Source organism: Paenibacillus sp. FSL k6-2145 (assembly GCF_037976585.1).
In the GTDB taxonomy this organism is placed as follows: domain Bacteria; phylum Bacillota; class Bacilli; order Paenibacillales; family Paenibacillaceae; genus Paenibacillus.
Window position 1 is genome coordinate 671,193 of record NZ_CP150267.1, and the last position, 13,463, is coordinate 684,655.

A 13,463-nucleotide genomic window follows, 5' to 3' on the forward strand; every position below is an offset into this window, starting at 1 on the left:
GTCTCAAGACACGCCCTAGCGAAGTTCATAGATGTATCATAGGCGCGCTGGCTTAAAAATAGATGAATGAACCGTTAAGAGAGGCTAAAAAGGCCCAGAACAGGTGAATTTCCTGTCCCGAGCCTCTATATAAGATCGTATTATCATTTCATATCGATATCATCATTCCGTTTAGATTTGAAAATAGAACGTGCCATCCGGTTGCTGCTCTTGCTTCACTAGTTCGCGTCGAATTAACTCCTGCAAATGCGCTAACGTCTCACTCATGGCAAATCGCAGTTGATGGGTACCAAGCCGATTGCCAAACATGTGCACACAGATGTCATAAGCATTCGCCGGTGACTCCTGAATTCGCTCCGTCATCTTCTGAAGACGTTCCTCGTGATGAGCCAGCAATTGTACTGTCCGTTCGTTGAACTGGGCAAAAGGATTCCGATGTCCGGGATACGCCTGCTTGACGTTCAGTTCACCAAGACGTTGCAATCCTTCCATATAAGACAATAATGGCTGAGGGTCACTGCCGGGTTGCAGACTGATGTTCGGTGAAATCTGTGGCAAAACTGCATCTCCGCACAGAATCTCCATGGACTCCGGCGCATAAAAGGATAAATGGCCTGGGGCATGTCCACCCGTCTCCACAGCAATCCAACGTCTCCCGCCCATATCGAGCCACTCGCCATCTTCAACGGGTGTGACATTCGGAAGTGGCGTGATCTGTGAAGCAAATGCCTTCATATGTTCATGTATCTGCTCAGTCTTGTCTTCCGGCATACCATGACGACCATAATAATCAGGTAATATTGTATTGATGCGTGAATCAGGTCCCCACATATAATCAGCCTCTTGGCAGGAGCGTGTGGACATTCGAACGGGTGCCCCCGTCATCTGTTGCATCCAACCCGACAACCCAAGATGATCGGGGTGATGGTGGGTGAGTACAATTTGACGAATATCACTAAAGGTCAGGCCAAGATCTGCAAGCGCTTCACTCCACTCCTGTTCTGTTTCCGAATTCCGCGGTCCCGGATCTATAATGGTTATCTTCCCACCCGATTCTGATAACACATAACTGTTCACCCATCGCAAGGGAAACGACATGCTGATCTTGACCCGGTGTATGCCCTCTGTCATGGACATCTCTTCTGTGCGCTTCATGTTATCCCCCTTCCAGACTGTCTCTGTTCACTCCACAGGACGACGACCCACAAAAATCATGCGTGGAGAAGTCTGCTCGTCATATTTCTCTTCGTCATAGCCGCCATGTACCTGATCTACCCGGAGTCCGGCGGCACTTAACATCTGACACAGTTGATCCCGTGTGTACAACTTCACACGCTCCTGATATACCCGCGGTTCATGTCCGGATGTGGTATCCGTAATGCGAATTTCCTTTTGCACAAACCCTTCCTCAATCTTGCGATACTCTTCAATCCGCTGCCCCTCATCCTCTCGGACGGAGTGCGGTACCAGATGACGAGTCACATAAGCCGTATTCATAAAATCAATTATAAAGCTGCCACCCGGGCGAAGCATCCGATGAATGGCACGTAATACTTTCAGTTGTTCTCCGTCCTCCAGGAAATAACCAAACGATGTGAACAGATTGACTACGGCATCAAAGCCACCTTTCAGCGGGAGTTCACGCATGTCTGCGTGACACCAAGATACTCGGTGTTCAGTGTCCATTAGGCGTGCTTCACGTAAAAGCACATCGGACAGATCAACTCCGGTCACTCGTAAACCTGCGTCAGCAAGTGCCATGGAGTGCCGTCCCATACCGCAGCATAGATCCAGTACTTCAGCATTGGGCTCAAGCTTCAACCAATTGATCATTTTATGTACTTCCTGATAGGCACCCTGCACATCCCGGTGCTTGTATACGAGAAGATAATCTTCTCCAAAACTCTTTTCATACCATTCCGTCATCCATTCTCGCCCTCCACTTGGTCACTGGCTCTCTATCTATAGTCACTGTTGTACAAGCCTGATCATTTCCCCTAGCTTTAATGTATTGTAACGTCTTTATTCTGCAAACTCAAAAAATTCCAGTAAGTTTCCAACATTGAAGAGCCAAAATGCACACGATATAATGTTAGACATATGCCAGTAAATCGGTTAATTATAAGAAGTTGTTCAAAAAGCAACAGGAGGTGTTCTTATGATTCGCATCGGACTTACCGGATGGGGGGATCAGGAAGATCTTTATCCAAACCGTACCAAAGCCAAAGACAAGCTCAGTCTATACGGTCAGTACTTCTCCACCGTGGAGGTGGATAGTTCCTTCTACGCCGTTCAGCCGCGGGATCGAATGGCACGGTGGGCTGCAGAGACGCCCGAATCCTTTGCTTTTATCATCAAAGCCTACCAGGGTATGACCGGACATCTGCGGGGCAAGCCCTACTTCACCAGCACGTCGGAGATGTATAAGGCTTTTCGGGAATCACTGGAGCCCGTCATTGAAGCCGGCAAGATGCAGGCAGCCTTGTTTCAATATCCACCTTGGTTTGAGTGCAATAAGGACAACGTGAAAGAGCTTCGTGAAGTGAAACTACGAATGGAGGGTATTCCGTGTGCCCTCGAATTCCGTCATCGTAGCTGGTATGAAGGTGACATGCGAGAGCGCACGCTTGCGTTCCTGAAAGAGCAAGGCTGGATTCACAGCGTCTGTGACGAACCTCAGGCAGGTCTTGGTTCTATCCCCATCGTGCCACAGGCGACGGATTCTAAGATGACGCTGGTGCGTATGCACGGACGCAATGTGTCCGGGTGGCATCAGAATGGTGCGCCTAATTGGCGCGAGACCCGTTATTTGTACCGTTACAACAAGGAAGAGCTGTTGGAGTGGAAAGGGTATCTGGAGCAATTGCAGGAGCAGAGCAAGGATGTCTATGTTATTTTCAACAACAACTCAGGTGGCGATGCAGCGGCGAATGCCCAGATGATGATGGACCTGCTGGATCAGCCGGTAAAGCCTTTCCCTGACCGTTCTGAACCAGAGAAGGAAGAAGGACCGGAGCAGCTGGAGCTATTTTAATGCGTGCTAAAAACGGAGTTATTCATATTATTGGGTGAAGGTAAGTGTATTTATATATTGCTATTATGCAGATCAGATTCGGGATTGGAATAAAACTAAAAGCGGCAAGCCTGAGGGCATTGCCGCTTTCTTTAGCTGGTAATCTACCAATAGAAGGCTATCCACATACATTCGTTTCGTTGCGTCAAACATCAGCGCTGCGCGGCTGTAACCGAAGAATCGATATGCGCCTCACGGAGCTGCTGATTCATTTTATGCGCTTCAATGCCAGCCAAGAGCACAATGCCGATCCCATGGGTATCATTCAGATTCCATCCCAGATCATCGCGATAATACAAGGCGGTAAACGAGTACCCCGAACCCCGACATACCCCGTATACATTACCTCTATAGTCAATCGACAAACGTGTCATGCCTTCCCATCCTTTGCGCACTGCCTCCAGATAAGGCTCTGGCTGTTCCAGCCAGCCCTCCCGAATACCACGAGCATAAGCGTAGATGAACATGGATGTGCAGGAGGTTTCTTCATACGAATCCGGGCGATTCAGCACCTGATGCCACAGTCCATTTTCCCCTTGCAGCGCCAGATAACCTTGACTTAAATCACGATAGAAAGTTAGCAGTTCCGGCCGTTTCACATGATCATGCGGCAGGATGGGTAACAATTCAGTCAATGAAAAGAGCACCCACCCGTTCCCGCGTCCCCATGGAATACCTGTCGCCCGACCACGTACAAAATCATACACATGGGACATGATCTGTTGTTCGGGAAGATAGAGGTATTTACGGAACATCAGGAACTGATTGACCGCATCATCCCAATACGTCGCATCTCCTGTCAATTGACCATAACGCATCAGAAATGGTGTGCTCATGTACAAGTCATCACACCACATCGTCTCCTGACGCATCTCTCCACTGCCGCGAACCCGATAAAAGGTACCATCCTCCAGACGTTCCTGCTCATTCGTAATGTAACCTGCAATCCGATCCGCGGTATCTCTTCCCCCACAAATATCGCCCAACTCCATCGCAGCAAGCAACGTAGATCCAAACGAACCGCAATCATCCAGACTGTCTATCGCAGACAGTTGATTATTGATTCCTGCCGCACCGTACCCTTCCCGATCCCACAGACCGTAGCGATCAAATGAAGTGCTCAGTTCAATATGTTGCCGCACATACTGAATGTAATCATCCCGTCCCAATTCCTGTCCCGTCTGGAGAAGTCCAAGCAGGGTAACGCCGAGCGGATAATTCCACTTTCCGTAATGTGTATTTTCCAGGTAAGGACGAACATGAGTGTCGGGAAGATCTACCCGCCAATACACACCTTGTGCGCCATCATCAAACACGTTATCTGTTCGCACGATGTCGGCGTGGGATGGTTCAGCACCGGGAGTAAACACACCTGTGTACAGCCATGGGTCAGAGCATCCGGCAACCGGATGAGGAGATTTCAGTCTCCAGCCTGTGGAACCCGAACGCTCGGCATCTTCCAACGTGAATCCCCATGAGCCGCCGACTGCCTGAATTTCACCTTTCGCGAGCAGATCGGATGAACCGTAACGGCGAGGAAGTTCAACGCGGAAATTACCGCTGCTTCCAGTAGAGTATACTTCCGTGCCATCCACATACAGGGTCAAAGCACCATCATGACGGCCTTTTAAAATAACTGGTGTTGTTCCTGGCAAGGTTACATCCAGTTTGGACCATGCGTAGGCAACAGCGGGCTGTTCTGAACCAAAGATTCGGGCGAATGAACCCGCGCTCTGCTCCTCATCTGTCCAGCCCCTGCGCGGGTACCAAGAAAGGCCCGTCTCTTCTTCCGTCATACCGTCACGAGGAAGAGATAATACAGGTTCATCGACGGGTTCCGAATATAACCAGCCTTCCTGACCCTGACGATCTGCCCCAGGAGTGAGGAAGTGCAGCGGGAAATTTTTGAACGAGGCTGTTCCGTAGATACCGCCGAATCCCACTTCTGTTTTGACAAAACATAGCAACACATCATTCCAGCCATAGTGAACGGAAATCGGAATCTGGGTTCTTCGCTCGGGAAATAATTCCTGCAACAGCTCAGACTTGAATACCTCTTCACCGTTCACATAGATTGTCACCGGACTATAACAGTTCAAACCCGTATTTAACGTTGCATTCTGCTCGCTCCATAACTTGCCCCATACATACACGTACTGTCCTGCACGCACCTCTGCGCATTTCTCATGCAGATTCAGGTCGTAGCGATAGTCCCCAAGTCTACGAAAACCACCCTGATGATAAGCTCTGAACAAAAAGGAATGTTTCGGATGATCGCCAATATAACGCTGAGCCACCGTTGTCAATATATCCGGAATTGAATCATAAACCTTGCCTGCAATCGCCTCGTTCTCATGAAAATAACGAATGATCGTCAGCTCCCTTCCTTATACCTTGATTCGTTCGCTTAGCCGCAATGTCTCTCCGCCCTGAACTTCAACAACCTGCTGATCTGCCGTGAACCAAACCGGGATGGCAGACGGATTATGGATGATGGATCGATCGGCCGAACACTCCAGTCGTTGCACGGCCTTCCAATAGGAGATCACTTCGATGTTCGTGGCGTACCAGATGTCATTCCTGCCACCAATCTGCTCACCGAACTGTTCGATGATCTCCCAATTGTCATTGTCATTGAACTCATAACTGTGACCCCAGACGTAGAGTAACAGTGGTGTACCTGTTTTGGAATGTTGGATAAAACGTTCGGCATGCCCCGCCAGATCATGGTTATGATGACAGGTCGGATGCCATTCAAGCGGCCGGTCTGGCAACGTGTATCTGCCATGAGATTCAACGGTACGGGCATAATCGATGCCAAGCCACTCCAGCTTGGTACTTAACGCACGGTCGTACCCTCCGTTGGGATAAGCCATGCCTCGTACCGGATAACCGACGAGCTGCTCCAATGCTTTTCGGTCTTCGATAATCTCTTCCGTCAACAATTCATTCGGAACATAAGGCAACGTAGGGTGAGTAACCGTGTGAACGGCTACTTCATGCCCCTCATATAATTCAGCGACTTCCTCCGGATCAATACGGCCTGGATTGCCTAGCGTACCGGAGTTCAGATTAAATGTTCCCCGCAGTCCATACCGATTACAGATTTCCACCAGTCTGCGATCATGCACCACTCCATCGTCATAACTGAGCGTTAACGCTTTCATCACACCACCTGGATAACGGTCAAACTGAATACGATGTCCCATGCCCTACTTCCACTCCTTTATCCGAATTCTGCAAAAGGTACATGACCGGCATCCTGTAATCGATGATGTTCCGAATCAAAATACGTACCTTCCAGCAGGCCAATCAATGTGTTGGTAATCCGAACTTCAATGTCGTTATCTCCCGGACGCAACCAGGAGACCTCTCCCTTCCAGCGATACGGAGACCAGCATCGTACACCCAGGCTATGCCCGTTTACCCGCACTTCCACCACATCCTGTACCCGCCAATCGCTGAATCCCAGTTCAAACGTGGTCATATCTTCCCCTGGCTCATCCAACCAGAACGTGCGTTTATAACTCATTTCCCCGGAAAAATGGGGATACAGTGGCTGCGGTTCGGGTCCGATACGAAGGGCCGTATCCGACTCCCGTACAAGCGAAGCCATGCCTTCATGATGGAACTCCACGCCGAATCTTCCCTGTAGATACAAGGGATCAACGATACCATCCTCATCTTTCGTTACCTGCACACTCACCGTCATTTCGTTGAGACCGCTGTGCAGCAGCTCCGTAATATCACAAGCGATGTTATTGTGGTCGGTTATTTCGATTGGATCGAACTGTTCTTTTCCAAGTGGTTGCCCATTAATTTCCATGGACCAAGTGCCCGAGATCGCCGCTCTGTCCATGAATAAAAGGCATGCAGGCAATGCCGTTCTCAGCTCAAATGTGGTCGTATAACGGCACTCGATCGGGTAAGCAACGGATGCCTTTTTCGGTGTGCCAAATACCTGATTAAACTGGATTGGCAGATGCTGCTGTTCCGATAATTCTGCCGCCTGATCAATAAACGGTTTCACAGCTACATGCTGGCTTTCCAGAATTACACCGTGATCATTGGAGGCGAGAAGATGGAATTGTCCCATTCGCAGGATGTTAGACTGCACCGTTTCCATTCGCCATGGCCCTTCTGAAGGAACTCTGATCTTACGGGCCTGATTCGCTCCTGCCGATACATCCGTTACAAACGCCGAACCCGTTTTGTCTGCTACATCCACCTTCATTGTTAATGCCTCTTCCTTCGCAGGTTGTAAAGTAAGGCGTAGAGCATGCGCTTCGTAAGGCGCGAGCGTTAGCGCAATGCACCATTCCCCGCCACTGCTCGTATACGGCAATGCCTGAAGCTGCCCTGTCTCCAGATCGAGTCGTTCTGCCACCAGACAAGCGTTCTCTGCCAGCTCCTCTCCATCCCACAGCTGTCTGGCGACCACCTTCAATTGCCCCTTCAGATTCTGCCCCTCCTGATTGGTCAAGAAAACCATGTGCTCCCCAGCCGACAATTGACGGGTGTGCATCAGCAGAGATGCACTTTCCTCCTCCATTATCCAACAGATGGGTTCGGGCAATACCTGATCGAGCAGGAGAGAGATTAGCTCCAGCGAAAAGTCATCTCCCTGCCCCGTTCCTGCGGGTAGAAAAAAGGCATTCCCCTCACCCTGATGCCACATGGTTTCACGGTTATCATGATCTGTTGTCACGTTACGGCCCCAGTACACTTCTTGAGGCTGCTCGCCCGCACCAAAGAACTGGGCAGCTTCCTCTCCCTCCGGACTTCCCGGCTGAATCGCAATATGCGGAGGCATCCCAACAGAAATAACAGTTCCTCCCTGCTGAACGAATCTCTTCACCTGTTCCCAGGCCGCGGCCTCCAGATTCAGCATCGGTGGGAGAATTAATACGTCATAACGGGCAACGCCGATCCGAATGGTGCCATCCGTTAAGTCAGCTTCAGCCAACAATTCGGGGTCAAGGTGATCATAATCTCGTCTGTTTTCGAGTAAATGGGTAGTAATCCGCATCCAGTCCTTCGTCAGACGCTCCAGTTGCGCCCGTTCTAATTCGTCTTCGCCGCTATACTCAAATCCATGCAGCGGATTACCCATCAGACTCCAGAGTGTCGTCGTTGGGTCAAGTACGGCGATACGAATGTCTGCTGTTCCGGTGCTCATGAGATAACTCAACCGTCCGGTGTAATCCCCCAACTGCCGGAAATGCTTCCAGTAGGGATTCTGCAAAAATTGAGACGGTGGTGCGTCATGCTTCGCAAGCCCACCAATCGTATAGAAAAAGGCGTGAAAGTTATAGAAATTGGTGCCCATGGCAGCCATGCGATCAATCATCCACTTGGCATCCTGTAGCGTCATGGACCAGCCTACACTGTGAAAACATTCAATCAGATTGCGGCCTCGGCCCAACTGCCGGGCAAGCGAACTGACCATCTTGGGATTGTCACGCATCTTTTGGCCATATCGTTCCAGAATCCACGATAAGGACCGTCCGATTTTCTCATGTGCCGAATCACCGCCTGGCATATGGCTGAACAACTGGGTGGTCATCCGTACGCCAGGCACCTCAGCCGCATACTGGATTCCTGCTTCCTCACACCAGTCATGCACCTGTTTGTGATAGGACTCCCTGAGAAGCAGATGGAGTGACTGGTAATAGTCATACCGAATCCGATGCGCGTCCGGAACATCGCCATATAGCAGAGCCGGTAGCGAATCGATCAGACTATAACCACAACGCTCACTGAAATAACGGGGAAGCTGTGGTGACCAGGGGATACGGCCCAGCGGTGCGATTTCATCCGAGAACATACCTTTGATCACGCTTTCAAATTGATCTCCAACCGCTGACTTATAACGCTCATGTGTCAGTTCAATAAATCGGCTCATCGCTTCCTTGTGGCAAGGATCAACGAAGTTGCCGTAATATTTGAAATCGTCGATCTCTTTTTCCTGGAAAACAACCATCTCCCAATCACCTGCGGGAACATCCCACAACAAGCGGAATGCTGTTCGGTAGGTGAAAAACCGCTTACGATTATACGAGGTGAGTCCTGTCTCCTGATAGACTTGATCGGTCTGGATATTGCCGATTTTACTGCGCAAGTCAATGGATTCCTGCCACAACCGTTTGCCCTGTGCATCCTTGGGAATCGCCTTGGCAACCAACACTCGTCCCCATGGCAACTCCAGATCCACAGCTTCTCCGCCCTGAACCACCAGCTGGTGATGTATGAGCTGTCGCTGCTTCGCTCCAGGGAAATCAAGGGTCACTTCTCCGCCAGCCATCCCGCTCGGATATGGATATTCGTCATATAACCATACCTGCATGCCATGGTCGGCAGCTGCCTGCACTGCAACCCGCACCTTATCGAACCATGCTTCAGAGAGATAGGGAATCTGTAGTCCCTGACGCGGACAGATGAAGAATCCGCCTACACCTTGCGTGGCCATCTCAGCCACCTGCCGCTTAATCTGCTCTTCTTCCATATCCCCATTCCAGAACCAAAAGGGATGGACCCTGTACTGCGCCTCGGGATTTTCAAAAGCATCCCCGTTCCACATGTTGCCTTCCTCCCTGCATGTTCAAGAGTGTATGGTAACCAGCTTTACCAATACCGTTCATTTCAGTTCAAATAGGTTTTTTTCGTTTTGATTATACATCAAAAACCATATTCAGGAAGTCATAATTTCCAGAAAGTTGGATGAAATTTTGTTCACGGATCAAGCCAACAAAGCGATAAGAAAAGCCCGGCTGTTTCCGCTACACTGAAAGCACGGCTACCGGGCTCTGGCTTATACGACTACTTCAGTGCAGCGTACAGTTCATTAACTTCTTTCACATAATCATCTCCGCCGTTGTTCTTCCACAGGGCAACAGCATCTTCGAATCCTTTCTCATCAATCTGACCTACGATATATTTGATCCGCGCATCGTTAATGATATTGTCCAGCTGCGGTCCTTTCTGGGCGTAAACATCAGAGATCAGCGGTTCGCCAGGATTGGCGATGACAATCTCTTCGTTGGCTTTCTGCACCTGTGCAACCTTTTCACGGACAGGTGTCTGTTGTACACGAAGCGTTCTGTCTTCCGGCACAAACATCAAAATCTGGTTTAAACCCTGTAGGTCGCGGAGCGCAAGCTTGTCAGTGCTCGGTATGATGTAGTCTTCTTTTTTCTCATACTGCTTGCCTTCCAGTCCGTTGTACAACAATGCCTGCAATTCCGGTTCATTCAGCTGATCCAGAAAGCTCAGTACCTTCTTCAGGTCTTCTTCCGTTTTGACACTGCTTTTGGAGATCGCAATCAGGCCAGAGTAACCGGACGTTGGCATATCACGTAATCCCTTTGGACCTTCCATCGCTTGCAGCACATCCACACGTCCTGTCGCATTAGGGTCTTTATCGAGTATTTTCTGATCCATGCGCTGGGCATTATCTGCTACATCCACCATGACACCGGCTTGCCCATTCACAAATGGATCAGGCAGTTTCGTTGCATCCATCACGGCAAAGTCCTTGTTGACCAGACCCTCACTATAAATTTGCCGGAAAAATTTCAGGGCTTCCATGTATTCTGGTGTCTCATGCGCCGGGATCAGACCTCCACTGCCATCATCTCCCCATTTGTTGGGCGCACCAAACCATACCTGCATGTTATCCCACGGGCCCGTGAATTTGCTGGCAACCAGACCGTACGTATCATCTTTGCCGTTACCGTCCGGATCATCCTTCGTGAACGCTTTCAACACATTGTAAAATTCATCAATCGTCTTCGGCTCTTCCAGCCCCAGATTCTCCAGCCAATCTTTGCGGATTGTAACCCCATTACGTCCCAGGGCCCGTGCCCGGTAGATCCCATAGGTTTTACCATCGATTGACGCATTGTTGGTGATGATTTCATTCATTTGACTCAGATTCGGATAGTCTTTCAGATAAGGACCCAGCTCCCAGAAAGCCCCGGTTCGGGCCGCATTAATGAAACTTGGGGACTTCCCTAACACCACCATAATCTGAGGAAGCTTTCCCGAGGCCAATGTGATGTTGAATTTGTCTTCGTACGAGCTGCTTGGCACCCACTGCAGGTTCACATCCACCTTGGTCAATTCCTCAAGTTTCTGGATGACCGGGCTGTTCTCCGGCGGATTCTCCGCTTCAAAGTTCGGCAGCATAATGGTAATTTCGTCTGTGCCACCACCAGCGGTTCCTGAACCTGCTTTGTCCGTGGAGCATGCTCCCAGAATTGTACTTAGTACCAGTGACGCAGAGAGTAACAGTGCACCTTTTTTGAATCCCGTTTTTTGTCCCATACGTTCTCCCCCTTGGCTTTAGCCTTTGATTGAACCTAACATGACACCTTTGGCAAAATGCTTCTGCAAAAACGGATACACCAGCAAAATCGGAATTGTACCTACAACGATTACCGCCATTTTGATCGACTGCTCTGGTGGCTGTACAAAATTGGGGTCCATGTTCGCCATATCTCCGACACTGGCCTGCGAGAGCAATACGATCTGTCTCAACATGACTTGTAGCGGCCATTTGTCACTATCGGAAATGTACAGCAGTGCTGAGAAAAAATTGTTCCAATGTCCTACGGCGTAGAATAAGGCAAACGTGGCGATGACCGGTTTGGATAAAGGCAGAACAATTCGCCACAGCACCCCAAGATCCGAACAGCCGTCGATGTGGGCCGCTTCCTCCAGCCCAGGCGGCATTTGCTGAAAAAAGTTTTTGACAACAATTAAGTTAAAAGCGCTGATCGCGCCAGGAAGCATAAGGGCCCAGTAGGAATCAAGCAGTCCCAGTCCACGAATGACGAGATACGTTGGGATCATACCACCGCCGAATAACATCGAGAAGATCACCATATTCATCATGACATTACGGCCCCAGAAGTCACTTCTGGATAGTGGATAGGCCATCGTTAATGTGAAGAACAGATTGACCAGTGTACCTGCCACCGTGATGAAAATGGAAACACCAATACTGCGAAAGATCGTGGACGAGGAAAAGATATACTCATACGCGCTGAAGGAAAACACCTTCGGAATGAGGAAGAAACTGCGTTCGGTGATCTCGGCTTCTGTTGCGAAAGAATTCCCTATAATATACAGGAAAGGAAGGACGGTTAATATGCCCAGAATCCCCAGCATGACGTAATTGAAGATATCAAAAACCTTGCCGGCAGGGCTGTTGTATAGACGGCTGTTCATGGGCGCTCCTCCTTAATAAATTCCGGGGTGACCGAATTTTTTCGCAAGTTTATTACTGCCGAGCACCAGGATAATCCCCACCACAGACTTGAATAGTCCAACAGCGGTACTGTAACTGAATGCACCTTGCGTGATCCCCACCGTGTACACATACGTATCAAAGACGTCAGCGACATCCCGGTTGAGAGAGTTGGTCATCAGATAGATCTGCTCAAATCCGGTATCGAGGAAGTTCCCCAGTCTGAGAATGAGCAAAATGACTATGGTCGTACGAATGGCTGGAAGTGTGATATGCCACATCCGCCGTAACCGTCCTGCACCATCCACAATGGAGGCTTCATATTGTTCCGTATCTACACCTGCGAGGGCAGCAAGGAAAATGATCGTGCCCCATCCCATCTCCTTCCACATCATCTGCACAATAATGAGCGGACGGAACGAACCTGGACTGGAGAGTACATCAATGGGCTTGCCTGTAATCCAGGCGATCAGGTCGTATAACACCCCGCCTTGGGGGGTCAGGAACACATACGTGATACTGGCGATAATCACCATGGATACAAAATGGGGTACATAAACCAGCGTTTGAATCGTTCTTTTGAAGAAAGCGACTCGAATTTCATTTAATAACAATGCGATAATGATCGGTGCCGGGAAAAAGAAGATAAGATCATACAGGGCAAGGACCAATGTATTGCGTAATAGTCGGAAGAAGTCCGGGTTGGAGAAAAAGTTCGTAAAGTTCTCTAACCCCACCCAGTTACTCTCCCGGATGCCCAGGAAAGGCTGGTAGTCCTGAAAGGCAATGATGATCCCCCACATGGGCAAGTATTTAAAGATGACAAAGTACAAAAAGCCGGGAAGCACAAGCACATATAACCATTTGTTTCGTTTAATCTGTCTTTTCCAATTGGACTCCTGTTTTAATGGCATTGTTGCCATATCCGCTTGAGCAGTTGCAGTACCGTTGGTATTCCAGTCCGTCTTCCCGTTCATCATGTCTCCCCTCCCTCAAATATGTAAGCGTTATCAATTGGCCTGTTATTCAGACTATACAGCCGATCTTTTTCCAGCAACCTTCATTTTTTGCATTGCTACGGCATGATGGTCGGAAAGCCCGCTATAACGCCATTTCCACAAGAAACTGAACATAACGTAG

General features: G+C 49.4%; 9 protein-coding genes. 1 reads left to right on the forward strand and 8 read right to left on the reverse strand.

The genetic code is table 11. From position 1 onward, the window contains the following. Nucleotides 1–171: 171 nt before the first annotated feature. Entirely contained in the window at nt 172–1,155 is a 984-nt protein-coding gene (locus NZ043_RS02995; protein WP_339310583.1) for an MBL fold metallo-hydrolase, read from the reverse strand. A 27-nt stretch (nt 1,156–1,182) separates the two neighbouring features. Then, nucleotides 1,183–1,926 carry a methyltransferase domain-containing protein gene (locus NZ043_RS03000; RefSeq protein ID WP_339310585.1) on the reverse strand — a complete coding sequence of 248 codons (744 nt, stop codon included), beginning with the start codon at nt 1,924–1,926 and terminating at the stop codon, nt 1,183–1,185. Between the two features lie 232 nt (nt 1,927–2,158). Between NZ043_RS03000 and NZ043_RS03005 the strand changes: the two genes are divergently transcribed. Continuing rightward, a complete protein-coding gene (locus tag NZ043_RS03005) occupies nt 2,159–3,034 on the forward strand; it encodes a DUF72 domain-containing protein (RefSeq protein ID WP_339310587.1) in 876 nt (291 codons plus the stop codon). Between the two features lie 191 nt (nt 3,035–3,225). Here NZ043_RS03005 and NZ043_RS03010 read toward each other — a convergent pair whose 3' ends face one another. The 6 genes from NZ043_RS03010 to NZ043_RS03035 all read right to left on the reverse strand — a co-directional run bounded on the left by NZ043_RS03010 (nt 3,226) and on the right by NZ043_RS03035 (nt 13,246). Further along, the gene (locus tag NZ043_RS03010; protein ID WP_339310589.1) at nt 3,226–5,370 is read right to left on the reverse strand and encodes a glycoside hydrolase family 88 protein; all 2,145 of its coding nucleotides are present in this window, start codon (nt 5,368–5,370) and stop codon (nt 3,226–3,228) included. Nucleotides 5,371–5,460: 90 nt separating this feature from the next. Beyond that, entirely contained in the window at nt 5,461–6,282 is an 822-nt protein-coding gene (locus tag NZ043_RS03015; protein WP_339310591.1) for a polysaccharide deacetylase family protein, read from the reverse strand. Nucleotides 6,283–6,299: 17 nt separating this feature from the next. Next, complete coding sequence (locus NZ043_RS03020; protein WP_339310593.1) at nt 6,300–9,653, reverse strand: glycosyl hydrolase; 3,354 nt, start codon at nt 9,651–9,653, stop codon at nt 6,300–6,302. Nucleotides 9,654–9,892: 239 nt separating this feature from the next. Continuing rightward, entirely contained in the window at nt 9,893–11,398 is a 1,506-nt protein-coding gene (locus NZ043_RS03025) for an extracellular solute-binding protein (protein ID WP_091037658.1), read from the reverse strand. Between the two features lie 18 nt (nt 11,399–11,416). Next, nucleotides 11,417–12,304 (reverse strand): carbohydrate ABC transporter permease, encoded by an 888-nt coding sequence (locus NZ043_RS03030; protein ID WP_091037661.1) that lies wholly within the window; start codon nt 12,302–12,304, stop codon nt 11,417–11,419. Between the two features lie 12 nt (nt 12,305–12,316). Then, a complete protein-coding gene (locus NZ043_RS03035; protein WP_165980409.1) occupies nt 12,317–13,246 on the reverse strand; it encodes a sugar ABC transporter permease in 930 nt (309 codons plus the stop codon). Nucleotides 13,247–13,463 lie beyond the last annotated feature (217 nt).

Excerpts from the sequence above, each read along its gene's own strand:
- NZ043_RS02995 (WP_339310583.1), bottom strand. The coding sequence starts at position 1,155 with ATGAAGCGCACAGAAGAGATGTCCATGACAGAGGGCATACACCGGGTC.
- NZ043_RS03000 (WP_339310585.1), bottom strand. The coding sequence starts at position 1,926 with ATGACGGAATGGTATGAAAAGAGTTTTGGAGAAGATTATCTTCTCGTA.
- NZ043_RS03005 (WP_339310587.1), top strand. The coding sequence starts at position 2,159 with ATGATTCGCATCGGACTTACCGGATGGGGGGATCAGGAAGATCTTTAT.
- NZ043_RS03015 (WP_339310591.1), bottom strand. The coding sequence starts at position 6,282 with ATGGGACATCGTATTCAGTTTGACCGTTATCCAGGTGGTGTGATGAAA.
- NZ043_RS03020 (WP_339310593.1), bottom strand. The coding sequence starts at position 9,653 with ATGTGGAACGGGGATGCTTTTGAAAATCCCGAGGCGCAGTACAGGGTC.
- NZ043_RS03025 (WP_091037658.1), bottom strand. The coding sequence starts at position 11,398 with ATGGGACAAAAAACGGGATTCAAAAAAGGTGCACTGTTACTCTCTGCG.
- NZ043_RS03030 (WP_091037661.1), bottom strand. The coding sequence starts at position 12,304 with ATGAACAGCCGTCTATACAACAGCCCTGCCGGCAAGGTTTTTGATATC.
- NZ043_RS03035 (WP_165980409.1), bottom strand. The coding sequence starts at position 13,246 with ATGGCAACAATGCCATTAAAACAGGAGTCCAATTGGAAAAGACAGATT.